This window comes from Acidobacteriota bacterium (assembly GCA_016184105.1).
Taxonomy (GTDB): domain Bacteria; phylum Acidobacteriota; class Vicinamibacteria; order Vicinamibacterales; family 2-12-FULL-66-21; genus JACPDI01.
On record JACPDI010000036.1, the window covers coordinates 1 to 25,531 of the forward strand.

The window sequence follows — 25,531 nt, forward strand, 5'->3', positions numbered from 1 at the left end:
ACCAGTCCCCGCACGAACTGCACCGTCGCCGCATCGGTGCCAACGCCCGGCCCGAGCGCGATGACGTCGGCGCGCATGGCGAGCACCGCGTCCAGCGCCGCCGCATCGATCCCGCCGGAGGCCGTCTCTGGAAGCGGCTCGGTCATGTACTCCACGCCGAGCGCGGCGACGATCGGCAGGGAGCTGCGCGGCGTGGCGACGGTCACGAGCCCGGCGCCCGAGCGCAACGCCCCGCTCGCCGCCAGGTGCGACGCCCCCGTCCGCCCCAGCGACCCTGCCACCACCAGGACGCGCCCGTAGTCCCCCTTGTGCGAGTCCGGCGTCCGGGGCTGCACGAGCACGCGCATCGCCTCGCGCGTGAGCAGCTCGAGCCACTGCCCTTCGAGCTCGTCGATGACCTGGCTGGGGATGCCGATGTCGGCAATCACGAGGTCCCCGGCGTGGGTCTCGGCGGGCGGCAGCACCAGCGGGACCTTCGGCGCCGCGAGCGTCACCGTCATCGACGCCTGGATCGCTTCCCCCTCGACGTCGGCCAGATCGGCCGACAGTCCGGTGGGCAGATCGATTGCTACGACCGGGATGGCCGTTCCGTTGACGTCGGCGACGACCGTCTCCATCAGCCCGCTCAACGGGCCCCGAAAGCCGGTCCCGAAGAGCGCGTCGACGATCAGGTCGTACGCCGAAATCTCGGAGAAATGCAGCTCCCACGCCTGCGCGTCCGGCACCTCGACCACCGTGATGCCCAGCCGCCCAAGAATCTCGAGATTGGTCCGCGCGTCACCGCGCACATCGGCCACGTCGCCCAGCAGGAACACGGTCGCCTCGATGCCGCGCAGGTTGAGCGTCCGCGCCACGACGAACCCGTCTCCCCCGTTGCTGCCCCGCCCGCACAGCACCGCGACCCGGCTTGCGTGCAGCTCGTCGAACGAGGCCTCCATGGCGGCCACGACCTGGCGGCCGGCGTTCTCCATCAGCACGAGCGAGGGAATCCCGATTTCCTCGATCGTCCGGCGGTCGGCTTCGCGCATTTGCTGCGCGTTGAGGATGCGCATGACGTGAGCAATAATAGCGCGTATAGGAGCACTCATGATCACGGCTGCCGTGAACATCAACGGGCGCGTGACCGACGCGCACAACGCGGCCATTTCGCCGCTCGACCACGGGTACCTGTTCGGATACGGGGTGTACGAGACCCTCCGGACGTACGACAAAGTCCCGTTTCTGTACGACCGTCACATGAGACGTCTGCGCGATTCGGCCGCGGGCATCTACGTGGCCGTCCCGGTCGATGATGCCGAAATGCTGCGGCGGATCGAAGACACGATGGCCGCCGTGCCGGGATTGCGGGAGGGATACATCCGTATCCTGCTCACCCGGGGGGTGGGGGACTTCTCCTACGACCCGAGGATGGCCCCGGAACCGACGCTCGTGCTGGTCGTGAAGAACTTTCCCGAGCCGGCGGCGGATAAATTCGAGAAAGGCATCCGCATCTCATTCGTGTCCGTGATGCGCAACCACCCCTCCACGGTCAACCCGCGCATCAAGTCGAACAATCTGCTGAACAACGCCCTCGCGATGCAGGAAGCGATGCGCAAAGGCTCGGAGGAGGCGCTCCTCAAGAACCATCGCGGCGAAATCGCCGAATGCTCGCAGTCCAACGTCTTCATCGTCAAGGACGGGCGCGCGCTGACGCCGCCGCTCGACGCCGGGCTGCTGGCGGGGATCACGCGGGAGTTCGTCTTCGAGGTCGGGCGCGAGGCCGGCATCCCGGTCGTTGAAGCCGCGATCCGCGAAGAACACGTGGTCCAGGCCGACGAAGCGTTCATCACCGGCACGACGCGCGAGCTGACACCGGTGGTGGCGATCGACGACCAGACGATCGGGACCGGGAAGCCGGGACCGATCACGAAGACACTCCTCGCCACCTTCCGCAAGATGGCAAGGAGCACCGTGGCCTCCGCGTCGCCGCGCTGACTCAGCCCGCCGTGCCGTCGCCGGCGCCGTGGGTCCGGATCTGACACCGGGCGATGCGGCGGTACAGCGCCCGATCGAACCCGCCGGCTTCGGTCAGGTCCTCGAGCGGCAACGTCGTCGACGCGATCAGCCGCGGCGCGGCGCCGCCGGTGCCGGGCGGACGGCCCAACCAGCAGTTCAGCTCCGCCTGGACGGCCGGGCCCGCCGCCGCGAGTTCGCGCAGGAACAGCACGCCACGGGCTCCGCTTCGTGCGGCGTCGCGGAGGATCCGGTTCAGGCGATCGCCGAACGAAGTCTCCGTGTCCGCCGCATCCAGCACCCTGAAAGGGCCGTCACAGTGGGCCATCCTCAGGTAGATCAGCCGCGCGATCCACGCGGCGGTGTCCGCATCTCCCGTGATGAGCACGGGAGCGTCGGTCTGGGAGGCGTCGTCCACGTCGCTCTCGAGCCAGGGCGGAAGCCCTCGGGGGCCGCGGACGTACTTGCCGTCAGAGTGGGGCGCATGAAACAGGATCATCGGGTTCCTCCGCTACGACATTACGCGCGAAGCGGCGGATCCGCCGTGAGCGAACCGCGAGAAAACACCGAGGGAACGCCGAGCGTTTTCTGACGCCCGAGGCGTTGCCGGGAGCAGCCGTTGCAGCAGCCGATTCAGTTCGGGGAGTTCGAGATCGACACGGTCGCCGGAGAGCTCCGGAAGAACGGTGCGCCCGTCAAGCTCGCCCCCCAGCCGTTCAGGCTGCTCCTGCTGCTGGCCAGCAACCCCGGCAGGCTCGTGGAGCGCGAGGAAATCCGGCGCGAGCTCTGGCCCGAAGGGGTCCATGTCGACTTCGACCAGAGCCTGCACTTCACGGTCAGGCAAGTCCGCGAAGCGCTCGGAGACGATGCGGACCGGCCGGCGTACGTGAAGACGGTGCCCCGGCGCGGCTACCGGTTCATCGGGCCGGTCACGCCCGCCGATGCCGGCCAGCGCGCGCGGCGCCCGGCGACTGACATGAACCTGCAGAAGGCGCTGTGGGTGAACATCGCCGAGCTTCGGCTCGCCGAGGCCCGGCGCCGGCGCGTGCTGCTGGTCATCGCCGCGCTGATTGTGGTGTTGATTGCGATCGCGGTGTTGAAATAGCGCCACCGCCGGGCTAAAGCCCGGCGGCTACACGATTGGCTACACTTCCGCGAAGGCCTCGACCGGCGGGCACGTACACATCAGGTTCCGGTCGCCGTACGGATTGTCGATCCGGCCGACAACCGGCCAGATCTTCTTCGCGCGCACCCACGGCAGCGGGAACACCGCCTGCTCGCGCGAGTAGGGGTGGCTCCAGTCGTCCGAGGTGGCTTCCGCCGCGGTGTGGGGCGCGTTCTTGAGCACGTTGTCCTTGGGATCGACCTTCCCGTCCAGGACCGCCTGGATTTCACGGCGGATCGCGACCAGCGCGTCGCAGAACCGATCCAGTTCTTCCTTCGGCTCGCTCTCGGTCGGCTCGACCATCATCGTCCCGGGCACGGGGAACGATACGGTGGGGGCGTGGAACCCGTAGTCCATCAGCCGCTTCGCCACATCGAGCTCGCCGACCGTGGGCCCCTGCCCCATCTTGAACGGGCGCAGATCGAAGATCATCTCGTGCGCCACCCGCCCTTTCTCGTTCGCGTAGAGCACACCGTAGTGCCCATCGAGCCGCGCCTTGATGTAGTTCGCGTTCAGGATGGCGTAGCGCGTGGCCTCGGTCATCCCCTCCGCGCCGAGCATGCGGATGTAGCCGTACGAAATCAGCAGGATGTCGGCGCTGCCCCACGGGGCCGCCGCGATCGGGAGAATCGACTTGCCGCGATTCACCTCGTTCACGACAGGATGGCCGGGCAGGTACGGCGCGAGGTGCGCCGCACACGCAATTGGACCCATGCCGGGGCCACCGCCGCCGTGCGGGATGGCAAACGTCTTGTGCAGATTCAAATGGCACACGTCGGCGCCAATCGCGGCCGGGCTCGTCAGCCCGACCTGTGCGTTCATGTTGGCGCCATCCATGTAGACCTGTCCGCCGTTGGCGTGCACGATGTCGCAGATCTCCCTGATCCGCTCCTCGAACACGCCGTGGGTTGACGGATAGGTGACCATCAGCGCGGCCAGCCGGTCCTTGTGCTCTTCGGATCGCTTCCGGAGGTCCTCGACGTCGATGTGCCCTTCGCGCGTGCTCGCCACGACGACCACCCGCATGCCGGCCATCGTGGCGCTCGCGGGGTTCGTGCCGTGGGCGGATGACGGGATCAGCACCACGTCGCGCGACCCGTCGCCGCGGTCGCGATGATACGCGCGAATGACGAGCAGGCCGGACAACTCCCCTTGCGCGCCGGAATTGGGCTGCAGCGACACCGCGGGAAAGCCGGTGATTTCAGACAGCGCCGCCTCGAGTTCCGTAAAGACCTGGTGGTAGGCGTGTGCCTGGTCGAGCGGCGCGAACGGGTGCAGCCCGGCGAACTCCGGCCAGGTGATCGGCAGCATCTCTGCCGCGGCGTTGAGCTTCATCGTGCAGGAGCCCAGCGGGATCATCGACGTGTCGAGCCCGACGTCGCGCCGCTCGAGGCCGCGGATGTAACGCATCATCGCGGTCTCGGAGTGGTGCGCGTTGAACACCGGGTGCGTCATGAACGCCGAGGTGCGCGCGAGCGCCGCCGGCAGGCCGGCGTCCTCCGGCGGGATGCCTGCGGCATCCACGCTGTGGGCCGGCGTGCCCAGCGCCGACGCGAAGGCACGGACGATGTCCGACACGTCCTGCAGCGTCGTCGTCTCGTCGAGCGACACCCCGATCCGCCCGTCGTCGGAGTACCGGAAGTTCATGCCCGCCTCGAGGGCCGCCGTCCTGATGCGCGCCGAGCGGTCGCGCGGCACCGTGAGGCAGAGCGTGTCGAAGTATGCGCGGTTCGACTGGCTGCAGCCGAGATTTCGAAGCTCTCGATCGAGCAGCCGCGTGAGGTGGTGCACGCGCCGGGCAATCGCCTTGAGGCCGTCGGGGCCGTGATAGACGCCGTACATCGCGGCGATATTCGCCAGCAGTGCCTGCGCGGTGCAGATGTTCGAGGTCGCCTTCTCGCGGCGGATGTGCTGCTCGCGCGTCTGAAGCGCCATGCGCAGCGCGCGGTTGCCGTGCGCGTCGATCGACACGCCGATGATCCGGCCCGGCGCCTGCCGTGCGAACTGCTCTTTCGTTGCGAAGAAGGCCGCGTGCGGCCCGCCGTAGCCCATCGGCACGCCAAAGCGCTGCGAGTTCCCCACCACGACGTCGGCACCCATTTCGCCCGGCGGCGTCAGCAGCACGAGCGCGAGCAGGTCGGTCGCCACCGCCACGTGCACGCCGGCCGCGTGCGCGCGGACGATGATGCCGCGCAGGTCCTCCACATTCCCGTCGGCGTCGGGGTACTGCAGCAGCACGCCGAACGCAGACTCATCGAACGTCGCGCGCGCGGGATCGACCGTCCGCACCTCGATGCCGATCGGCTCGGCGCGTCCCTTCAGGACGGCGATCGTCTGCGGAAACGTCCTCGAGGACACGAGAAACACGTTGCGGGACGACCCGCGCGGCTGCGCCCGGTGCAGCATCGCCATCGCTTCGGCGGCCGCCGTCGCCTCGTCCAGCAGCGATGCCGTCGAGATCGCCATCCCCGTCAGGTCCGACACCATCGTCTGGAAGTTGAGGAGGGACTCGAGGCGCCCCTGCGCGATCTCGGCTTGGTAGGGGGTGTACGGCGTGTACCAGCCGGGGTTCTCCAGGACATTCCGCAGAATGACCGCCGGCGTGACGCAGTCGTAGTAACCCATGCCGATGTACGAGCGGAACACGCGGTTCTTCACCGCGATGCCTCTCAGCCGCTGGAGGTAACCGTGCTCGCTTTCCGCGGGCGGCAGCCGGAGCGGCTCGCGAAGTCGAATCGATGCCGGGATCGTTTCGTCGATGAGGGCGTCGAGCGACGCAACGCCGATCGCCTGGAGCATGGCGTCGCGATACGCCGGCCGGGGTCCGATATGGCGGTTCTGGAACGAATCAGGAGAGGTCACTTCACAAAGTCTGAGTAGGCCGCGCTGTCGAGCAGGGCCGAAGCATCCGACGGGTTATCGATGCGCAGGCGAACCATCCAGGTGGCGTGCGGGTCCGAGTTGACCTTTTCCGGGTGATCGGCCAGCGCGTTGTTGACTTCCACGATTTCGCCGCCCACCGGGCTGAACAGCTCTGACACCGCCTTCACCGATTCAATGGTGCCAAAGACCTCGCCCTGCTTCACGCGGCGGCCCACTTCCGGCAGCTCGACGAAGACGACGTCGCCCAGCTGCTTCTGCGCGTAGTCGGTGATGCCGACGTGCGCCTCGTTGCCTGAAATGCGGATCCATTCATGGTCTTTCGTGTATTTCAGGTCGGCAGGATACATAGCTTTTGTCCACCCCACGCTCGCGGCGTTTAGCTTCTCGCTCTCTTGTAAAAAGGAAGCGGGACGACGCGGGCGCGCAGGCGCCGCCCGCGAACATCGATCTCAATCGCGGTGTCGGACGCGGCGCTCGCGACCGGCACGTACGCCATGCCGATGGCTTTCTTGAGGAACGGCGTCTGCGTGCCGCTCGTCACGTAGCCGGCCTTCTCTCCCGCGACAAACACGTCGTGCCCGTGGCGGGCGATGCCGCGATCGAGCACCTCGAAGCCCACGAGCTTCCGCGTGACGCCTTCGGCTCTCTGCCGGCGGAGCACGTCGGCACCCACGAAGTCCGTCTTCTTCCAGCCCACGATCCATCCGAGGTCGGCTTCGAGCACCGTCGTGGTTTCATCGATCTCGTTGCCGTACAACCGCATCGCGGCTTCGAGCCGGAGGGTATCGCGCGCGCCGAGGCCGCAGGGAATCAGTCCGGCGGGCTTTCCCGCGTCGAGCACCGCCTGCCACGCGCGCTCGGCCTGCGCCGGCGGCACGAACAGCTCGAACCCGTCTTCCCCGGTATAGCCGGTGCGCGACAACGTCGCGCGCACACCGGCGACCTCCCCCGTGGCGAACCAATAGTACTTGATGGCGGAAAGATCCACGCTCGTCAGCGACTGGACGATCGCGACGGCGCCGGGCCCTTGCACCGCAATGAGCGCGTACCGCGCGCTCGTATTCACCGCGACCGCATCCGCGAAGCCTTTGACCTGCCCGGCGATCCAGGCACAGTCCTTCTCGATGTTGCCCGCGTTGACCACCAGCAGGAAGTGCACGTCCGAGAAGCGGTAGACGAGCATGTCGTCGACGAACGCGCCCTTCGGCGTCATCAGCGCGGCGTAGTGTGCCTGGCCGACAGCGAGCTTCGCCGCGTCGTTCGACGAGATGCGGTTCACGGCCGCCAGCGCATCGGCGCCCGCGATCTCGATCTGCCCCATGTGGCTGACATCGAACAGCCCGGCGCGCGTGCGCACGGCCAGATGCTCGTCGACGATGCCGGAATATTCGACGGGCATGTCCCAGCCGCCGAATTCGACCATCCGGGCGCCAAGGGCGCGATGCACGCGGTTCAGAGGCGTTTGCTTGAGGGTACTCGTGGCGGACTCTGTCATGTCGGATAAGGAGGGAAACCGATTCAAACGTACTATGCGGGGACAGGTGGGTCAAGCGCTGTCGGGCGCCTCCAGCCACTTGCTGCCGGCGCCCGTGACGATCAGCGCGCAGCCGCGCGCCTGAGGGCCCGCGCCGCGCTGACACCGGCGGCACTACTGGCGATCAGCACCAGCGCGCCCACGGCGATCGCGATCGGGAACAGCGTGCCTGCCCCAACCCGCCAGAACAGCACGAACGCGGCGGCGATGGCGCCGCCCAATCCGATCAGCACGCCCAGGCGGATGGCGCCGCCGCGGGTGCCGGCCGCGCCCGTCAGCGCACCGGCCGTGAAGAAGCACGCGGCGGTGAACGCCACCGCACGGCCCGAGTTCAAGAACCAGGGCGCGTGCGCGCCGCTGAACCAGTTCCACGTCGCGGCCTCGATAAGGTGCGCCGCGATGAATGTTGCGGCACCCAGCCCAATCGCAATCAGCGCCATACTTCACTCCTCACGCACAGGACAACCCGCCCACCGACAGGCACCCGCCCGTCGCGAAGCACCAGATCGCCCAGGTGTTGCAGGTGGTGCACCTCCAGCTCGTCCAGAACTGCCACCACGAACTCGAGGTGCACCCGGATTTCTCGTAGCACCGGTCGTGAATGTCGCAGCAGAACCGGTAGATGGAGCCATCCAGCCAGTGCAGGTTGTCGCACCCCTCCTCGTTGGCCTGCAGCCTCGGCACGAGCGCGTTGGCGAGCCGGGCCGCCATCGACGGCTGCTGCCCGCAGCCTTTCACGTTCGACGCCACGAACCCCTTCGCGTCAATCAGGCTCTTGAAATGGTAGAAGGCGAGCAACTGGAGGTTCAGCCACTCCCCATCCGGAGCAAACGGCCATCCCCCATACCGCTCCAAATGCTTCGGCTCCACGGAACCGAACAGCCGCAGGCTGGGAATGCTCCACCGGAACACGCCCGACTGCGCGTACCAGTCGCTCGCGCCAAGCTCCGCGCCGTCTCTCGTCAGGCGAGCCGACAACGCCTCACCGGTGAACACGCGGCCCGCCGGCCCGGCGTCGCGCGCGTTGGCTCGACGTTCGGTCCTGACGGTGAGACCGCCGATCCACTCGGTTTCAAGGACACGCGGCCGGAGGTCGCGGTTGCCGGACCGGATGAGCCCATCTTTCCACGAGAGATTCTCGATTCCGTCCTTCAGAAGGCTGTAGGCCTGCCGGTTCGTCCACTCGAGCGTCGGGCGAATGTCGGCGCGAACGATCGCCCGGAGCGATTCCCCGGCGGCGGCAGTGTATCGGAGCGTGTCCGCCACGTCGAGCCAACCCAGCTCGTTGCCACTGCCGTCGGTGATCTTTGCGTGCAGGGCACCGTCCGTGCCACGCTCTCCGACGACGACCGTGCCGTCGTCGTATCGTGAGGTGACCCGTGACGACTGGCTCTCGAGCCAGTAGTACGTGCTGCCCCTGCGCCCCGCGCTCGCCTGCGCGTCGACAGGCAGCGTCCGTACCGCGCTGTCCTCCTGGACGGGCGGCGTGACGACGGCCTGGCTCGCACCGGGTGTGGCGCTCCACACCGCGCCGCCAGCGAGAAGAGCACCGGCGGCTACCGCGGCGCCGATGCGCCGCGCGGTCGGGGTGCTCACGCTGCGGTTCCACGATTGCTTCATACCGACTCCTTCGGACGTGTCGTCCGAGCGCCCGGATCGGGCGCGTCAGGAGTGGCGCGGACCTCCCGGCTGACACCAGCCGCCCTGCCTCGCCGCTCGAACTTCCCTGGCACCGGGGACGCTCTTGCCTTCAGACCTGGCCCCCTTCCCCGTCCTCTTCCCTCTCGTCTTCCCGTTCGGTCTCGTCGCCCGGCTGCGACTCGGCCACCAGCGATTGTCCGCGCGGGCGATACCGCAGGTGCGATCGCAGCGTGTGGTAGCTGATGCCAAGCGCGCGGCACGCCTTCCGCTTGTTGTGGTTGTGGCGCTCCAGCACCAGCCGGGCGTAACGGCTGCTCCACATCCGGAGCGTCTCGTCGCGCGCGAGCGAGGGCATCAGCGCCTCCACGTATCCGCGCGCGATGAGCGTCGGCAGATCGTCCAGGCGGATCTCGTCGGTGCGCGCGAGCGCGACCGCTCGCTCTACCACGCGCTCCAACTCGCGGACATTCCCGGGCCAGTCGAACGCGATCAGCGCGTCGAGGGCCGGGGCGGTGAGCTTGAGCCGGCGTACGAGCTTGTGCCTCTCCAGGAAGAACGTGGCCAGCTCGGGGATGTCCTCGCGCCGCTGCCGTAATGGGGGCACGTGGATCTCCACGCCATTCAAACGGTAGTAAAGGTCGACCCGGAAACGCCCCTTTTCGACCAGTTCCAGGAGGCTGCGGTTCGTGGCCACGACGATGCGCGTGTCGATGCGGCGGGCGCCTTGTCCGCCGACGCGCTCGACGGCGAGATCCTGGATGGCCCTGAGCAGCTTCGCCTGCGCCGACGGTGAGAGATCGGACACCTCGTCGAGGAAGAGCGTGCCTTCGTCGGCCAGCTCGAACTTGCCGCGGCGGCCGCGGACGCCCGTCGCGGTGCGGTCTTCGATCCCGAACAGCTCGGCCTCGAGCAGCGAGTCGACGATGGCGGCGCAGTTCACCGCGACGAACGGCCCGCGGTGCCGCGGGCTCATGTCGTGGATATGGCGCGCGACGAGTTCCTTGCCCGCACCGCTCTCACCTTCGATCAGCACGGTGAAATCGGTGGCAGCCACGCGGTCGATCCGCTCCCGAAGCGTCCGGATCGCGGCGCTGGACCCAATCAGCGGCGGCGATTCGTCCTCCCGCGCCCGTCGGCCGGGCAGGAGCGCGCGGCAGCGTTCGACCTCCGTCACCAACGCCGCCACGTACCGCACGGTCTGCAGGAGGTCATGGTCCCAGCCGTCCAGCGTCGCGCCAGGCTCGATCAGGGCCTCGATGACGCTGGTGTCCGGGCGGAACCCGGGGACCTCGAGGACGATGCGGTCGAGGGCGGTGGCCGGATGCGGATGGTCGTGCCGGCTGTCGCGCAGCAGCAGCATGCGGAATGGCATGAGCCGGCGCAGCCCCTCTTCGAATCGCCTTCGCAGCTCGCGCGGGTCGTCGCTGGGGCGAAGGCCGCCGGCCAGATACGCGAGGAAATCGGCGAGGGCCACCCGCCGGTCGCGCCCGCGCACGCCAACCATCCGCCTTGGCGCGGGCGGCGTTTGCGGCGACGGGGCGCGCGACGCAGAGTCCTGCCGGAGCATGTGGCCCCCTTTTTGTCGATGCGGCTGCGACACGCAACTCCAAGAGGAATGCCATCGCTCGTGGGTCTGACGGGGGGTTCAGGGGCGGGCGACCGAGCCCTCGACGCCGCGCGCGCCGGATTTGACGTGACGCGGCTCGACGTCCGCCTCGGGCGCGATGACGGCCCAGGGCCTTTACCATCCACGCGACGAGCATGACGCCTGCGGCGTCGGCTTCGCAGGGCGAGCACGCGTTTGGGAGCCTTCTTGCGCTTGCGAGATCTGGCGTGTGGCATGGCCGACGAGCGCCCGGCCCATCACGCCCAGCATGCCGGCGACATTCTGTATATACTAAATAGGTGTTCGAGTGGGACCTGCGGAAGGCCGAGGCCAACGCGGCGAAGCACGGCGTGTCGTTTGACGATGCCGTAACCGTATTTCTCGATGCCAAAGCCCTGGACGGCCCAGATGTGCAGCACTCGAGGGCCGAAGCACGATTTCGACGCCTGGGCCGAGCTGCCGACGGCCGCGTGCTGATAGTCGCCTACACCTTCAGGAGAAGCACCGATGCAAAAACGATCCGGATCAGCCCGCGGCGGGCGAGCCGCCGCGAACGCGCGGCGTACGGCGCGAAGGATTGACTACTCCGACATTTCCGAGTCGTCGCCCGAGCAGCTCCGGGCGATGCGACGTGTTGGGCGGCCTCCGTTCGGTGACGAACCCCGCCAGTTGATCGCGATTCGTGTCGATCCGGACGTGCTCGATCAGTTTCGCAAAGAGGCGCGCCGCCGGCATGTAGGCTACCAGACGCTGATCAACGAGGTTCTCGCGCAACACATCGGCAAAGACGTGGCGTAGGATGCGTTGGCGCGGAGCGACGGTGCCGGTCACCGGAATCGGCCGTTCCCTGCCGCGTTTGTCGCGTGTAGTCGAGCGTCGACGCATTGCGAACGTACTGATCGAACGTACTTCAGCCGGATGGATTCGCAACGCGCGCCGTGTCCCGCGGACATCGTCCACGGCGGCATCTGCTCCGAGCGGGCTAACGGGCGACGGTCAACGCAGTGATTCGGACGGCTGGCGCCCTCTTCGCAGTCAGGTTGAATCCGCCCGCCTCATGAATGATCCAGGGATAGCGGCGGCGGCGATTAGCCTCGTGCGAGCTTTCGGCGACCACCCGTGAGGGTCCCCATCGCAGGACTCCTAATTCAGTTATGGTACGGTAACTGCCCCGCTTGCCGCCTCCTCCTCGTCTGGTTCACTTACTGTGTCCACGTCCTTGATGAAGGCCGGCACCAGCCAATCGCTATCGGGCCGGCACACAAGTCGGGCATTCTGGTATGCCCAATCCAAAGGAAGAACTGTTCGTCCCTGATATGACCCTGAGGGGTTCCGGGTCACGACGAGAGCGATATCAACGACCTCGTCGTCTACGATTGCCAACGGCAGAAGGAGAGTTGGTCGCTGAGAATTTTCTCCTTCAGCAACTCCGTTGGATAGCGGCTTGCGGATACGGTTGGTAGAAGCGTTGCGGGCGGATCCGCGCTCGTTCGGGGCGGATTCCTTGCGCGCCAGGCGTGAACTGACACAAATTGGCCGCCTTCCCCGCTGCGCCGTATTCAGAGACTTTCGGCACCGGCGATTGACGTGGGTTTCCGTTGGAGAAGAGCCGCGTGGAACTTCGGGGCGCCCACGCCCGTCTGGGCGTAGGCCTGCCGCGCGTCCGAGCGTTAACCTGGCAGCGGCTGATGTGAGTGCAGACGCTGCTGATGCGCTGCCCAGGGATGTCGCGGTGACTCACCCCGCGTCGCTTACTGTGAAGCGGAGTTAGCGCTCTACCAGTACGTCCGCGCCCACCTCACATGCTCACGAGAACCCCTTTGGCGTTGCGGTATATTATGCGGCGCACGAGGACCCACCAATGGGCACTCTCGCTCTGCTGGCGTTAGTATGCGCTTCGCGTGATCCGGGCCAGATCCAGCTCAATATCCCCAAGATCACAATCGGCACTCCCGTCACGATCGAAATCACCAACGCCACTTTGTCGCCCGTCGAAATCTGGATTGATCACAGGCGCGGCGGTGTACTCGGTGCGAGTGAGCGCAAGGTGTGGAAGACGCGTGCTTTCGGGAACGGTTCCACACAGCTTGTGTTCGGCGGCAACATTTGCGCGGGAGTGACGGAGCGTTCAACCGCTCCGGTCTGGACGGCCGATATCGAACGCTGGGGCCCTGGCGCCGCCCTTCACGCGACCTTCCTCGCAGGCACCCCAACGGAGTCCGAGCTGAAGACGCGCGTCGACTTACTGAAACGAGCGTTGGATGGAAGCAAAACCCTCGGCCGCCAGCGCATGAAGAGAGACGTCGATGACTGGTTCAAAGCGGTGAGGCGCAGCGGGGCGCTATTCGAAACCGTCTGCGAAAACACGCGCGCCGTCGTCGACCCGTACACCGCTTACATGTACCTATATGGCGGGCAGGAGCAACGCGTCAACGTGTTCATCCGCGAGAACCACGGCCGTTATCACGTAACGAGCTATTGACGAGGACCTATGTTCATTCGGTGGTGGACAGTCGTCGGTTGGGCGGGTCTCTTCCTGTGGTGGGCGGTCCTAGGCCAACGGGATGGAGCCTGGGAGTGGGTGGTAAAGCCGTTCCTTGCAGCCGGGGCGTTCGCCTTGTTCTCGGAGTACCTTGCCCGCCGCATGCCGAGCCATGCCGTCTCGCTGAGAATTCTCGTTGGCGCGCTAATCGCCGCCTTCGGCGTCGTCACTCACTTCCCCGCGACCGCCTCAGCGTTGCGGATTGCGCAACAACGGATTGACCGCCTCATGTCCGAAAAGGTCGACCCGCCTCGTGCCTCGCTGATCGACGGCATCGTAGCCATCCAGAGACAGGTCGTGGACAAGGAGAGCCGCCAAGTCCTGGAGGACTGGCGGCGGCTCGTCGAGGCCGGCGGGCCCGCTCCGGATGACGCGGCGATTCTAGAACGCATCCGCACCATCGCTGCCCGAGACGAGCAGTTCCGGAACCTAATCGCCGAACTCCGGACCGGAATCGAGCAACAGCGGACGGGACCGACGACAACAGGGCCGACCGATCAGCCTACCCAGGTGGCTGACCACGGCGAACCGCCCCTGCCTCCCGTGAGAACGACACCGCGTTCGTCCCCAGCGACGCGCCACGGAATTGGCCTCTGCGCAGAGGGTAGTGCGGATGCCGCGGCGAGCGCGGCGGCTATCGCCGAACAGACACTGCGCCACGGTCGACTGGACGTCTTTAACATTCACAATTGTGACAGCGCGAGTGCCGCGGCTGCGGAGTACTCAGAGGGCGTGATGGCCCTGCGGTCCGATGTGCGTGCAACGGAAAGCCGTCAGCACCGCGGGCACTTCGCTGCGACCGCGACGGCAACCGTCACGTGGCACCGCACGGACCGCAGCACGAGAACCGCTGACATCCGGGCATCCGCTCCGGGTGGTTCAGCCACCGGCGCTCAGCACAAGGCTCTCGATGACCTGCGCGACCGGATTGCTTCAGCGATCACCGTGATGCTGACGAAAGGACGATGACGTGCGTGCCTCTTGGTCGATATTCTCGGGCCTCATTCTGGTTCTGGCTGTTGCCCCCGGCGCGGCTCGCGCGCAGGTCAGCGTCCCTACTGGGCTTCGCACAGTCGCGGAACGACTCGCGGACTCGCGGCTGCCCTCCGGTGCGACGTTGGCGGTGCTGGCGTTTCGGAACGACGGCGGTCGGACGGACGAATTCGGACGATTTCTTGCGGACACGCTGAGCACACAGCTCATTGAGACGGGACGGTTTCAGGTGGTCGAGCGTTCACGGATCGACTCCATCCTCGAAGAACTGCGCTTGGGCGATGAGGAAGAGCAGGTGGTCGATCCGAAGTTCGCGGCGCGCTTCCGTGGGTTAAGCGGTGCCGAATACGTCATTGTTGGATCGCTCTTCTACGCGCGGGACCATGTCGCGTTGAACGTTCGGGTGTTGCACACGCTGACCGGCGCGGCTCGCGCGGGCAGCAGCGTCACATTTCGGCTTGGCGCCGACGGGAAACCCGAACGTGGGGACGAAATGAGCAGGACACAGTCCACGGCTGGCGTGAACCTTACACTCAGGAATTGCCAGGCCTTCAACCTCGACGTGCTGTGCATCGCCGATCTGACGTGGACGGGACCAACCGGCCGCCTGGCCGTGCTCCCGGGTACTTCGGTCGGGGTACTCGGGGCGAGGACGGCAGCGGAATCACTCACGCTGCAGGACGTCAGCGTCCCCGGACGTGTCAATGCGTCGTTCGTTGTCCCACAGAATGGGACGGTCGTGGCGGCTGCGCGCTTTCCGCGAGTGCTGCGGACGTCTCGCATCCTCGACTCAGTCGTGTTTCGCGTGCAGACGCCGAGCGGCGAAACTGCTGCGTTTGAGTTTCTGCGCGTCGCCGTGGGCCGCTAAATCCGTTCAGCTCCGTTCGTCCTTCCTTAGCCGTCGCCCCTCGCGCTCCCTCCGGCTCTGCGGGGTAGCTACTACACGCGGGGCGCGAATCGCGTGGGCACGACGTTTACCCTCCGGAGGGGGGCGCCGTTCGTCATACCCCTAAGAGCATACAAATTGTGCATGGCTCCCAGCACACGCACGAATGGCTGGCGGGAACGCCGCGATTTTCGGCGGCTATTCCGCTCGATCATGGCTCCCATTCGAAATCGATATTTCTCCAGCGGCGCGAGATCGTGGATACCTGTGAAGCATTCACATGATGTTGAATGCGGACCTCCCGCCAGCCCAGGGCCTTTACCATCCACGCGACGAGCATGACGCCTGCGGCGTGGGCTTCGTGGCGGACATCCGCGGGCGCCGATCCCACGCGATCGTCGAGCGGGCGCTCGAACTGATCCGCAACCTGCAGCACCGCGGCGCCTGCGGCGCCGAGGCGGACACCGGCGACGGCGCCGGCATCCTCGTGCAGACGCCGGATCGCTTTCTGCGGCGCGCCTGCCGCGCATCCGGCATCGCCCTGCCTCCGCCCGGCGAGTACGCCGCAGGCCTCGTGTTCCTGCCGACCAACGCGGCCAGCGGCGCGGCGATCGTGCGGCTGTTCGAAGAGGTCATCGCCGGGGAGGGCCAGCGCGTGCTCGGCTGGCGCGAGGTGCCGGTCGACCTCCAGATGGCCGGGCCGCGCGCGCGCGAGGCCGCTCCCCGCTTCCGGCAGATCTTCGTGGGACGCGGCGACCGACTGCAGGCTCTCGATCCGGCCGAAGCCGCCGCGCGGTTCGAGCGGAAGCTCTATGTCATCCGCAAGCGGGTGGAGCACGCCGCAGGCCGCCTGGACCTTGCGGAACGCGACCGCGCGCGCGCCTACGTGTGCAGCCTCTCCTCCAGGACGCTCATCTACAAGGGGATGCTCACCGCCGAACAGCTCGGTCCGTTCTTCCCGGATCTGGCGGATCCGGACCTCGAATCGGCCCTGGCGCTCGTCCACCAGCGGTTCAGCACCAATACGTTCCCGTCCTGGCCGCTGGCGCACCCCTACCGCTACGTGGCACACAACGGGGAGATCAACACGCTGCGCGGCAACATCAACTGGATGCGGGCGCGCGAGGCGCTGTGCGCCTCCGGCCTGCTCGGGGAGGATCTCCGGAAGATCCTGCCGATCATCGTGGAGGGCGGAAGCGACACGGCGATATTCGACAACGTGCTCGAGCTGCTGGTCATGGCGGGCCGGTCGCTGCCGCACGCGCTGCTGATGATGATCCCCGAGCCCTGGGAACACGACCACGCGATGCCGGAGGAACTGCGCGCCTTCTATCAATATCACTCGTCGCTGATGGAGCCGTGGGATGGCCCGGCCGCGCTCGCCTTCACCGACGGATCGATCATCGGCGCGGTCCTCGATCGCAACGGCCTGCGCCCGTCGCGCTACTGCGTCACCGCCGACGGCCTGGTCGTGATGGCCTCGGAGGCCGGCGCGCTCGACATCCCGCCGGGCGACATCCTCCTCAAGGAGCGCCTGCACCCGGGCCGCATCTTCCTGATCGACACGGCCGCGGGGCGGATCGTCGATGACCGGGAGATCAAGACCGGGCTGGCGCGGCAGCAGCCGTACGCCGAGTGGCTGGCCGCCAACCTGGTCCGGATCGAGGACCTGCACGACGCGCCTCACGTGCCTCCGCCGGGCCACGAGACCGTGCTCGAGCGCCAGCGCGCGTTCGGCTACACGGAGGAAGACGTCCGCGTGCTGCTCGCCCCGATGGCATCGCGGGGCGAGGAGCCGATCGGGTCGATGGGCACCGATACTCCCCTGGCGGTGCTGTCCAACAAGCCGCGGCTGCTCTACGACTATTTCAAGCAGCTCTTCGCGCAGGTCACGAACCCGCCGCTCGACGCGATCCGCGAGAAGCTCGTGACGTCGATGGCGTCCACCGTCGGCCCGGAGCGGAACCTGCTGATGCCGGAACCCGAGTCGTGCCGGCAGATCGGCATCCGCTATCCGGTCCTGGACAACGACCAGGTCGCGAAGCTGCGGCACGTCGAGCATCCGGGCTTCCGAACGGCCACCGTGTCGATGCTGTTCGCGCCGTCCGGCGGAGGGGACGGCCTGGAGGCGGCCCTCCAGGATCTGTGCCGCCGGAGCAGCGAGGCGGTCGCGCAGGGCTGCACGATGATCATCCTGTCGGACCGCGGCGCGGGGAGGGGGCTCGCACCGGTGCCGTCCCTGCTTGCCACCGCCGCGGTCCACCATCACCTCGTGCGGGAGGGTACGAGGACGCGATGCGGCCTCATCATCGAATCGGGAGACGCCCGCGAGGTGCACCACGTCGCGCTGCTGCTCGGCTACGGCGCGGGTGTCGTGAATCCCTACCTCGCTTTCGAGACGCTCGACGACATGATCCGCCAGGGGGTCCTCAACGGCATCGATCACGCGACCGCCGTGAGCAATTACATCCGGGCGCTCAACAAGGGCATCCTGAAAGTCATGTCCAAGATGGGGATCTCGACGCTCCAGAGCTACTGCGGCGCGCAGATCTTCGAGGCGGTCGGGCTGGACCGCCGTGTCGTGGACCGTTACTTCACCTCCACGGCGTCCCGCATCGGCGGGATCGGCCTCGAGGAAGTCGCCCGCGAGGTGCAGTTGCGGCACCAGCGCGCGTTCCCCGATCGGCCTGTCGGAGCCGCCGGACTCGAGTCGGGCGGCGAATATCAGTGGCGCCGTGACGGCGAGCACCATCTCTTCAACCCGGAAACGGTGTTCACACTGCAGCACGCGACCCGCACGGGGCAGTACGCCATCTTCAAGGAGTACACGCGCCTGGTCGACGTGCAGACGGCGCAGCGCGCGACGCTGCGGGGGCTCTTCGATCTGAAACCGGCCGGGCCGCCGGTTCCCCTCGAGGAGGTCGAGCCGGCAGAGCGCCTCATGCGGCGGTTCTCGACCGGCGCGATGTCCTTCGGGTCGATCAGCCAGGAGGCGCACGAGACGCTCGCGATCGCGATGAACCGCATCGGCGGCCGCTCGAACTCCGGCGAAGGAGGAGAGGATCCGGCGCGCTACGTGCCCGATGCGAACGGCGACTCGCGTCGCAGCGCCGTCAAGCAGGTGGCGTCCGCGCGCTTCGGCGTGACGAGCGAGTATCTCGTCAACGCGAGCGATCTGCAGATCAAGATGGCGCAAGGGGCGAAGCCCGGCGAGGGGGGCCAGCTTCCGGGCCACAAGGTGTATCCGTGGATCGCGCGCGTGCGGCACTCGACGCCCGGGGTCGAGCTGATCTCCCCGCCGCCGCACCACGATATCTACTCGATCGAAGACCTGGCGCAGCTGATCTACGACCTGAAGAACGCCAACCACGAGGCGCGCATCCACGTGAAGCTGGTGTCCGAGGTCGGCGTCGGCACGGTGGCGGCGGGCGTCGCCAAGGGGCACGCCGACGTGGTGCTCATCTCCGGCCACGACGGCGGGACCGGCGCGTCTCCCCTGACGAGCATCAAGCACACCGGCCTTCCGTGGGAACTCGGCCTCGCGGAGGCGCAGCAGGTGCTGCTCCTCAACGGGCTGCGCGACCGCATCGTCGTGCAGGTGGACGGGCAGCTGAAGACCGGGCGCGACGTGGTCATCGCGGGGCTGCTCGGCGCCGAGGAATTCGGGTTCGCCACCGCGCCGCTCGTCGTCATGGGTTGCGTGATGATGCGGGTCTGTCATCTCAATACGTGCCCGGTCGGGATCGCCACGCAGGATCCGGTGCTCAGGCGGCGATTCGCCGGCCGCCCGGAGCACGTGGAGAACTTCTTCCGGTTCATCGCCGAGGAAGTGCGCGAGCTGATGGCCTCGCTCGGGTTTCGTTCCTTCGACGAGATGGTCGGGCGGATGGAGTGCCTCGAGGCCGCCGCCGCAATCGATCACTGGAAGGCGGCGGGGCTGGACCTCTCTGCCCTGCTCCACGCGCCCGTCCTGCCGGCGGAGACGGCGCGCCGGTGCGTGCGCGGCCAGGAACACCGGCTCGAGGATGCCCTCGATCACCAGATCATCGCCCGGTGCGAGGACGCGCTGGAGACGGGACGCCCCGTAACGCTGGAGCTGCCGGTGCGCAACATCCACCGTACCGTCGGCACGCGGCTGGGCAGCGAGATCACGCGGCGGCACGGCGGCGCCGGCCTGCCGGAGGACACGATCACCCTGCGCTTCACCGGGTCGGCGGGGCAGAGCTTCGGCGCGTTCGTGCCGCGGGGCATGACCATGCTGCTCGAGGGGGAGGCGAACGACCACTGGGGCAAGGGGCTGTCGGGCGGCCGGCTCGCGGTGTTTCCGCCGCGCGAGGCGTCGTTCGTCCCGGAGGAGAACATCATCATCGGCAACGTGGCGCTGTACGGCGCCACGAGCGGCGAGGCCTACGTGCGCGGGGTCGCCGGGGAGCGCTTCGCCGTGCGAAACAGCGGCGCGCGCGCCGTCGTCGAGGGAGTGGGCGACCACGGGTGCGAATACATGACCGGCGGCTGCGTCGTGGTGCTCGGACAGACGGGACGCAACTTCGCGGCGGGCATGAGCGGCGGCATCGCGTACGTCCTCGACACGGACGGCCAGTTCCGCCAGCGCTGCAACACGGAGATGGTCGAACTGGACGCGCTCGAGGAGGCCGAGGACGCCGACATCGTTTCAGCGCTGCTCGCGCGCCATGTCGAGCTGACCGGCAGCGAGCATGCCGCGCGCCTGCTGCGCGAGTGGAGCGAAACCGCGGAGCGGTTCGTCAAGGTCGTGCCCCGTGAGTACAGGCGCGCGCGGCACGCGGGCCGCGGCGCGCGCGGGACGCAGTCAACCGAGCTGGTGGGAGGCTGCCATGGGTAAGATCACGGGCTTTCTCGAAATCCCGCGCGGGAAGCTCCTGCTCCGGCCCGTGGCCGAGCGCGTGCGGGATTGGCGCGAGGTGCACCTGCCGGATCCCGCCCCCGGACTGCGGGACCAGGCCGCCCGCTGCATGGACTGCGGCATTCCCTTCTGTCACAACGGCTGCCCGCTCGGGAATCGCATCCCCGAGTGGAACGATCTCGTCTACCACGAGCGCCGGGTCGCCGCGAACGAGCGGCTGCACGCGACGAACAACTTCCCGGAGTTCACCGGGCGCCTGTGCCCCGCGCCGTGCGAGGGCGCCTGCGTGCTCGGCATCAACGACGAGCCGGTCACCATCAAGAGCGTGGAGCTGGACATCGTCGAGCGGGCCTTCGAGGACGGATGGATGCGGCCGCGGCCGCCCGCCTCGCGCACCGGCCGGCGCGTCGCCGTCGTGGGGTCCGGCCCGGCGGGCCTGGCGTGCGCCGATCAGCTCAATCGCGCGGGTCACGCGGTCACCGTCTTCGAGCGCGCCGATCGCATCGGCGGCCTGCTCCGCTACGGCATCCCCGAGTTCAAGATGGAGAAGCACGTGCTGGATCGCCGCCTCGACGTCATGCAGGCGGAAGGGGTGCAGTTCCGCACGCGCGTGCACGTCGGCGTCACGATGGCGGCGGCGGATTTGCGGCGCGGCTTCGACGCCATCGTGCTGGCGGGGGGTGCGACGAGGCCGCGCGATCTGGCGGTGCCTGGCCGCGAACTGAACGGCATCCATTTCGCGATGGATTATCTCAGCCGGCAGAACCGGCTCTGCGCGGGCGACGCCGTCCATGAGCCCGAGGCGATCACCGCCGCGGGGCGCGACGTGGTCATCATCGGCGGCGGTGACACGGGGGCGGACTGCCTTGGAACCGCCCACAGACAGGGTGCGCGATCGGTGCGCCAGCTGGAACTGCTGCCGCGCCCCCGCGACAGCCGCGCACCGGACAACCCCTGGCCGCAGTGGCCGAGTGTCTTTCGCATGTCCCCGGCACACGAGGAGGGCGGCGAACGCCTCTACTCCGTGTCCACGCAGCGCTTCGCCGGTGACGGCCGGGGGCGGGTCAAGGAACTGCATGCCGTGCGCGTGGAGATGCAGCGCCGCGACGGACAGATCGTGTTCGATCCGGTGCCGAGGAGCGATTTCGTCCTCCCGGCGGACCTGGTGCTGCTCGCCATGGGGTTTCTGGGTCCAGAGCCGGGCGGCATGCTCGCCGAGCTGGGCGTGGCGCTCACCCCACGGGGAACCGTTCAGCGCGACGGACGATGGATGACGAGCGCGCCGGGCGTGTTCACGTGCGGCGACATGCAGCGGGGCCAGTCGCTGGTCGTGTGGGCGATCGCCGAAGGACGCAGCGCGGCGCGCGGCGTGGATTTGTACTTGATGGGCCGGTCGGAGCTGCCCGCGCCTGTCGCCTGATTAACCGCCGGCGGCCGAACGGCTGGTGGCCCTGGCGATCAGCCGGCGCGGCGGCGCCCGCGCGCGGGGGACACTTCGCGCAGGTCTGGCCCTTCGGGCGCGGTGGGCTCGAATTGCGGCAGCATCCGCTCCATGGTGTGCATCAGTTCCTGCACGGCGCGCGGAACGCGCTCGCCGCTTCGATAGACCCACCCCGTCTCGCGCACGAGCAGCTGCCGCCGGATGCGCGCGACGCACAGCTTTCCGCCGCGCGTCTCCTGGTCGACCGATCGGAACGGCGCGATGCCGATGCCAAGGCCCGAGGCGATCATCGACTTGATGATCTCGACGTTCTCGGTTTCCGCGACCACACGCGGTTTGATCCGCTCGCGGATGAAGAACTCGTCGATCATCCGGCGCGTGTTCGAGCCCGTTTCGAACAGCACGAACGGCTGGCCGACCAGCGCTTCGGGCTCGATCGGCTGCGGCTGCGAGGCGAGCGGATGGCCCGCCGGCATGACGAGCAGGAGCTCCTCGCGCAGCACGGGCACGGTCGTGAGCGCCGGATCGTCGATGGGCAGCACCAGCAGCGCCAGGTCGGCGCGGCCCGTCCGGAGCCGCCCGAGCAGGCGCCGCGTGCTGCCGACCGCAATCTTGATCTCGACTCCGGGGTGGTGCTGGCGGAATTCCTTCAACAGCAGCGGGAAGACGTACAGGCAGACCGTCATCCCCCCCACCAGGTTCAGGACTCCGGTGAGCGTCTTCTGGGTGTCTCTGATCTGGGCGGAAGTCTCCCTGATGTCCGCGAACACGCGGTGGCTCAGGTGCAGCAACGCCTCGCCGGCCGGCGTGATCTGGACGCGGCGGCCGAACCTGATGAACAGCGATTCATCGAACTCCTCTTCGAGGAGCAGCACCTGGCGGCTGATGGCCGACTGGGACACGTGCAGCCGCGCGCCGGCCGCCGTGAAGGAGCCGGTCTCCGCTATCGCCCGCAGAATCTCGAGCTGGCGCAAGTCCATCAGGCTGACACCCGTATGGCGAGCATGATGCGCGGGTCTGCGGCAGCAAAAAGCAAAGCCGTCCGACGTCATACGAAAAGCCCTACGGCGCGACTCGAGCCGCACGAGCGCGTTCCCGCCGCGCCGGCTTCCTGCAGCGCCAGCCTTACCGGGCGTCCGGCGCCAGCGGCCGGAAATTCACGTCGAGCGCCTCGAGCCGCCGCAGGTGCACGGCGAGCCGCTGAAGGTAGTCCTCGTAGTTCTTCTTCTCCGCGGGCGTCCAGACAACTTCGGCAAGCGCCGTCAGCCGCGGGAACACTTTGTATTCCGCGTCCTTCGGAGTCGGCACGTACTCCGTCCAGAGCTGCGCCTGCGCGCCGAGCACGTGCTTGGCGAACTCGGGCTCGAGCTCGGACGGGATGGGCTCGAAGCTGTAGACCTTTTCGAGCGGCAGGTGCCCGGGATGCGCGAGCGGCTCGCCCGCCCACGCCTTCGCCTCGTAGTAGTTGAGGTACGTGTGGCTCTCCGGTGCCATGATGACGTCGTGGCCCGATCGCGCCGCCTCGATGCCCCCCTTGGTGCCGCGCCACGACATCACGACCGCATTCTCCGCGAGGCCTCCCTCGAGGATTTCATCCCATCCCACCAGCCGCCGGCCCTTCGAGACCAGGAAGGCGTCCATCTGCCGGATGAACCAGCTTTGAAGCTCGTGCTCGTCGGCAAGCCCCAGCTCGCGGATCCGTGCCTGGATGCGCGGGCTTGCCTTCCACTTGCTCTTCTCCGCTTCGTCGCCGCCGATGTGCACGTAGCGGCTGGGGAAGATCTCGAGCACTTCACCGAGCACGTTCTGCATGAACCGCAGGGTGGACGGCTCCGCGTTGAGGATGTCGGAGAAGATGCCCCAGTATCCCGCCACGTCGATCGGTTCTCCCGTCACGCCGATCTCGGGGTAGGCGGCGATCGCCGCCACGGCGTGCCCGGGCATCTCGATCTCCGGCATCACCGTCACGAAGCGCGCCTTCCCATACGCCACGATCTCGCGCGCATCGTCCTGCGTGTAGAAGCCGCCGTGGGGCGTCTTGTCGAACTGCCAGGGCGAGTTGCCGCGCGGCTGGTGGCCGACGATCGTCTCCTTCCGCCAGGCCCCGACGTCGGTGAGGTTCGGGTACTGCTTGATCTGCAGCCGCCAGCCCTGGTCCTCGGTCAAATGCCAATGGAAGATGTTGAGTTTGTGCAGCGCGAGGAGGTCGATGTACTTCTTGACGAATTCCTTCGGCATGAAGTGCCGTCCGACATCCAGGTGCGCGCCGCGCCACGGAAAGCGGGGCCAGTCTTCGATCGTGACTGCCGGCCACGACCACTCGACGCCGGCCACGGGCGCTTCACGAAAAATCTCGGGCGGCAGGAGCTGCCGGAGTGTCTGGACCGCGTAAAACAGGCCCGCCGCCCCCGGCGCGCGCGCGAGAACCCGCGCGGGCCGGATGTCGAGAAGATACCCTTCCGGCCCCAGCTTTTTCCGCAGCGTGGGGTCGCGCCGCAGGATGACCGCGCCGGCCGGCAACGTTCCGCCGGTCTGCACGCGCAGCGTCATCCCGGTTGCGGGCTCGAGGTAGCGCGCAAGCTGGCGTCCCACAGCAGCGCCGGCCGCGTCGGTCCAGATGGTGGTGCGACGCGTGAGCGGAAACCGGCCGCGCCGGGCCGTCACGGATACCGGTTGCGGAATGATAGCGGCCACTTCCGCAGGTTGCGCCGCCTCTGCAGCGGTGACCTGTCGCGCCGGCGAAGCCTGGGGGTTATCGCCTGAAAGCGCGAGAACGAGCAGGGTCGTCAACGGCAGCATGGTCATGGCTGCGGACTATTATCTTCCAGAAACGCCACGGCTCCGCGATTCGACGAGGGCGCCGCCCGCGTGCGAAAGTCGTCCAGCCCGGTCAGGAGCGCCGGGACGGCCGTGGCGAGCAGGACCAGAACGATCGAGATGACAAACAGCAGTTCGAGGAGGATCAGGCCGGCCTCCGCCAGCCTGCCCCTGGTTGGCTGTGCCACGACGCGACGGCTACTGCCCGGTGCGCGCCGACTGCGGTGGGGCGGACCCTGTAGCCGGAAGTCCAAAGCCCTGCGAACGACGCGTCCTCTTTCCCGCCCGCCTTCAGCCACGGTGGCCGTGAACCGCCGGCTGGGTCCGCAAAGAGAGGCCGTCCTACTTCGGCTGCGTGGGAATCCACCACTCGTGGCCGCGGACGGTATCGACGTACTCCGGCCATCTCAGGTCGACGGGTGGCTGTACGTCTGGAGGTAACAGCGGGCCGACCCACTTCTTGCCGCCTTGACCGCCTCCTGTCCGCTCCTTGAATTCGTCCTGAGCTTTCTTGAGTTCGGCGGGAGTCGTCAAGAGCTCCACCAGACTCGCACCCAGCGTTTTCGAGGCCAGGATCATCGCGGGATCGATCGTCGACGGTATGCCGCCCAAAGCAAGCGACACCCACCGGGGATAGGCATATCCCGGCTCGGGCGACTTCGGGAACGCCTTCGACGTCCAGAAGCGGGCCGTCGGCGAGTACCAGCAATACTCCACGTAGTCGTCCGATCCGGCGAGCTGCTGCCAGGCAGGCATCCCCAGGCGCCGCGCGGCGTCGTAGTCCTCCGGAGAAGTCAGCGCCGAGCAGTCCTCCCTGATCGGCTCCTGCATGGGCGCGAGGCCGCAATTCCGCTGCACCTCGCGGCAGATCGTCTTCGCGTCCTCGCTGAATTGAATCGGTCCGGCAAGGCGCATGTTGCGCCACACGAGGTCTGTCATCGCCAGGTTGGGAAGGCCGACCCGCGTCTTGCTCACCCACCGGATACCGACCTTGCAATGGTTGATCGCGGCAACGTGGCGCGCGTTGTTCTCCAGCACTCGGAATATCTGCTGCTGCATGTCGAGATCCGAGCTTCGCCAAGCGTACTGGATCGCGCTGATCTGCGGCGGCAGGTTGTCAGACGTACACTGACCGCCAATCTGGATGAA

The 25,531-nt window shown here is 67.6% G+C and carries 22 protein-coding genes; 9 read left to right on the plus strand and 13 right to left on the minus strand.

From position 1 onward, the window contains the following. Nucleotides 1-1,052, minus strand: a 1,052-nt coding sequence (locus tag HYU53_13275; protein ID MBI2222164.1) for an NAD(P)H-hydrate epimerase, incomplete at its 3' end; no start/stop codon positions are given. Nucleotides 1,053-1,086: 34 nt separating this feature from the next. Between HYU53_13275 and HYU53_13280 the strand changes: the two genes are divergently transcribed. Next, the gene (locus tag HYU53_13280) at nt 1,087-1,974 is read left to right on the plus strand and encodes an aminotransferase class IV (protein MBI2222165.1); all 888 of its coding nucleotides are present in this window, start codon (nt 1,087-1,089) and stop codon (nt 1,972-1,974) included. Between the two features lies 1 nt (nt 1,975). Here the strand turns inward: HYU53_13280 and HYU53_13285 are convergent, their stop codons facing one another. Beyond that, nucleotides 1,976-2,491 (minus strand): hypothetical protein, encoded by a 516-nt coding sequence (locus tag HYU53_13285; GenBank protein ID MBI2222166.1) that lies wholly within the window; start codon nt 2,489-2,491, stop codon nt 1,976-1,978. Nucleotides 2,492-2,611: 120 nt separating this feature from the next. Here HYU53_13285 and HYU53_13290 point away from each other — a divergent pair, with 120 nt between their 5' ends. After that, a complete protein-coding gene (locus HYU53_13290) occupies nt 2,612-3,097 on the plus strand; it encodes a winged helix-turn-helix domain-containing protein (GenBank protein ID MBI2222167.1) in 486 nt (161 codons plus the stop codon). Nucleotides 3,098-3,136: 39 nt separating this feature from the next. Here the strand turns inward: HYU53_13290 and gcvP are convergent, their stop codons facing one another. The 6 genes from gcvP to HYU53_13320 all read right to left on the minus strand — a co-directional run bounded on the left by gcvP (nt 3,137) and on the right by HYU53_13320 (nt 10,782). Continuing rightward, on the minus strand, nt 3,137-6,019 hold the full coding sequence (gcvP, locus tag HYU53_13295; GenBank protein ID MBI2222168.1) for an aminomethyl-transferring glycine dehydrogenase: 2,883 nt from the start codon (nt 6,017-6,019) through the stop codon (nt 3,137-3,139). Beyond that, on the minus strand, nt 6,016-6,387 hold the full coding sequence (gcvH, locus tag HYU53_13300; protein MBI2222169.1) for a glycine cleavage system protein GcvH: 372 nt from the start codon (nt 6,385-6,387) through the stop codon (nt 6,016-6,018). The genes gcvP and gcvH overlap by 4 nt, the downstream gene beginning before the upstream one ends. Before the next feature lie 29 nt (nt 6,388-6,416). Then, a complete protein-coding gene (gcvT, locus tag HYU53_13305) occupies nt 6,417-7,535 on the minus strand; it encodes a glycine cleavage system aminomethyltransferase GcvT (GenBank protein MBI2222170.1) in 1,119 nt (372 codons plus the stop codon). Nucleotides 7,536-7,636: 101 nt separating this feature from the next. Next, on the minus strand, nt 7,637-8,014 hold the full coding sequence (locus tag HYU53_13310) for a hypothetical protein (protein ID MBI2222171.1): 378 nt from the start codon (nt 8,012-8,014) through the stop codon (nt 7,637-7,639). 10 nt (nt 8,015-8,024) lie between these two features. Continuing rightward, entirely contained in the window at nt 8,025-9,194 is a 1,170-nt protein-coding gene (locus tag HYU53_13315) for a hypothetical protein (GenBank protein ID MBI2222172.1), read from the minus strand. A 130-nt stretch (nt 9,195-9,324) separates the two neighbouring features. Beyond that, a complete protein-coding gene (locus HYU53_13320) occupies nt 9,325-10,782 on the minus strand; it encodes a sigma 54-interacting transcriptional regulator (protein ID MBI2222173.1) in 1,458 nt (485 codons plus the stop codon). 338 nt (nt 10,783-11,120) lie between these two features. Between HYU53_13320 and HYU53_13325 the strand changes: the two genes are divergently transcribed. Beyond that, nucleotides 11,121-11,402, plus strand: a complete 282-nt coding sequence (locus tag HYU53_13325; protein MBI2222174.1) for a BrnT family toxin — start codon at nt 11,121-11,123, stop codon at nt 11,400-11,402. A 43-nt stretch (nt 11,403-11,445) separates the two neighbouring features. Beyond that, a complete protein-coding gene (locus HYU53_13330; GenBank protein MBI2222175.1) occupies nt 11,446-11,619 on the plus strand; it encodes a BrnA antitoxin family protein in 174 nt (57 codons plus the stop codon). A 354-nt stretch (nt 11,620-11,973) separates the two neighbouring features. Here the strand turns inward: HYU53_13330 and HYU53_13335 are convergent, their stop codons facing one another. Continuing rightward, nucleotides 11,974-12,543, minus strand: coding sequence for a DUF3825 domain-containing protein (locus tag HYU53_13335; protein MBI2222176.1), 570 nt, complete (start codon nt 12,541-12,543; stop codon nt 11,974-11,976). 139 nt (nt 12,544-12,682) lie between these two features. Here HYU53_13335 and HYU53_13340 point away from each other — a divergent pair, with 139 nt between their 5' ends. From HYU53_13340 to HYU53_13360, 5 genes are all read left to right on the plus strand, one after another. Beyond that, the gene (locus HYU53_13340) at nt 12,683-13,303 is read left to right on the plus strand and encodes a hypothetical protein (protein MBI2222177.1); all 621 of its coding nucleotides are present in this window, start codon (nt 12,683-12,685) and stop codon (nt 13,301-13,303) included. 99 nt (nt 13,304-13,402) lie between these two features. Continuing rightward, on the plus strand, nt 13,403-14,332 hold the full coding sequence (locus tag HYU53_13345; protein ID MBI2222178.1) for a hypothetical protein: 930 nt from the start codon (nt 13,403-13,405) through the stop codon (nt 14,330-14,332). A 148-nt stretch (nt 14,333-14,480) separates the two neighbouring features. Further along, complete coding sequence (locus HYU53_13350) at nt 14,481-15,224, plus strand: hypothetical protein (GenBank protein ID MBI2222179.1); 744 nt, start codon at nt 14,481-14,483, stop codon at nt 15,222-15,224. Nucleotides 15,225-15,525: 301 nt separating this feature from the next. Further along, nucleotides 15,526-20,103 carry a glutamate synthase large subunit gene (gltB, locus tag HYU53_13355; protein ID MBI2222180.1) on the plus strand — a complete coding sequence of 1,526 codons (4,578 nt, stop codon included), beginning with the start codon at nt 15,526-15,528 and terminating at the stop codon, nt 20,101-20,103. Then, the gene (locus tag HYU53_13360; protein ID MBI2222181.1) at nt 20,096-21,544 is read left to right on the plus strand and encodes a glutamate synthase subunit beta; all 1,449 of its coding nucleotides are present in this window, start codon (nt 20,096-20,098) and stop codon (nt 21,542-21,544) included. Before gltB ends, HYU53_13360 begins: the two co-directional genes overlap by 8 nt. Before the next feature lie 38 nt (nt 21,545-21,582). Here the strand turns inward: HYU53_13360 and HYU53_13365 are convergent, their stop codons facing one another. The 4 genes from HYU53_13365 to HYU53_13380 all read right to left on the minus strand — a co-directional run. Beyond that, nucleotides 21,583-22,545 carry a LysR family transcriptional regulator gene (locus tag HYU53_13365; protein MBI2222182.1) on the minus strand — a complete coding sequence of 321 codons (963 nt, stop codon included), beginning with the start codon at nt 22,543-22,545 and terminating at the stop codon, nt 21,583-21,585. A 145-nt stretch (nt 22,546-22,690) separates the two neighbouring features. Further along, on the minus strand, nt 22,691-24,364 hold the full coding sequence (locus HYU53_13370; protein ID MBI2222183.1) for a beta-N-acetylhexosaminidase: 1,674 nt from the start codon (nt 24,362-24,364) through the stop codon (nt 22,691-22,693). Nucleotides 24,365-24,366: 2 nt separating this feature from the next. Further along, complete coding sequence (locus HYU53_13375; protein ID MBI2222184.1) at nt 24,367-24,570, minus strand: hypothetical protein; 204 nt, start codon at nt 24,568-24,570, stop codon at nt 24,367-24,369. A 154-nt stretch (nt 24,571-24,724) separates the two neighbouring features. Further along, a partial coding sequence (locus HYU53_13380) for an amidohydrolase (protein ID MBI2222185.1) occupies nt 24,725-25,531 on the minus strand: 807 nt, incomplete at its 5' end.

Coding starts and splice junctions, on each gene's coding strand:
- HYU53_13285 (MBI2222166.1), bottom strand. CDS start 2,491: ATGATCCTGTTTCATGCGCCCCACTCTGACGGCAAGTACGTCCGCGGC.
- HYU53_13310 (MBI2222171.1), bottom strand. CDS start 8,014: ATGGCGCTGATTGCGATTGGGCTGGGTGCCGCAACATTCATCGCGGCG.
- HYU53_13370 (MBI2222183.1), bottom strand. CDS start 24,364: ATGCTGCCGTTGACGACCCTGCTCGTTCTCGCGCTTTCAGGCGATAAC.
- HYU53_13365 (MBI2222182.1), bottom strand. CDS start 22,545: ATGGACTTGCGCCAGCTCGAGATTCTGCGGGCGATAGCGGAGACCGGC.
- HYU53_13280 (MBI2222165.1), top strand. CDS start 1,087: ATGATCACGGCTGCCGTGAACATCAACGGGCGCGTGACCGACGCGCAC.
- HYU53_13360 (MBI2222181.1), top strand. CDS start 20,096: ATGGGTAAGATCACGGGCTTTCTCGAAATCCCGCGCGGGAAGCTCCTG.
- HYU53_13315 (MBI2222172.1), bottom strand. CDS start 9,194: ATGAAGCAATCGTGGAACCGCAGCGTGAGCACCCCGACCGCGCGGCGC.
- gcvH (MBI2222169.1), bottom strand. CDS start 6,387: ATGTATCCTGCCGACCTGAAATACACGAAAGACCATGAATGGATCCGC.
- HYU53_13330 (MBI2222175.1), top strand. CDS start 11,446: ATGCGACGTGTTGGGCGGCCTCCGTTCGGTGACGAACCCCGCCAGTTG.
- gcvT (MBI2222170.1), bottom strand. CDS start 7,535: ATGACAGAGTCCGCCACGAGTACCCTCAAGCAAACGCCTCTGAACCGC.
- HYU53_13340 (MBI2222177.1), top strand. CDS start 12,683: ATGGGCACTCTCGCTCTGCTGGCGTTAGTATGCGCTTCGCGTGATCCG.
- gltB (MBI2222180.1), top strand. CDS start 15,526: ATGTTGAATGCGGACCTCCCGCCAGCCCAGGGCCTTTACCATCCACGC.
- HYU53_13320 (MBI2222173.1), bottom strand. CDS start 10,782: ATGCTCCGGCAGGACTCTGCGTCGCGCGCCCCGTCGCCGCAAACGCCG.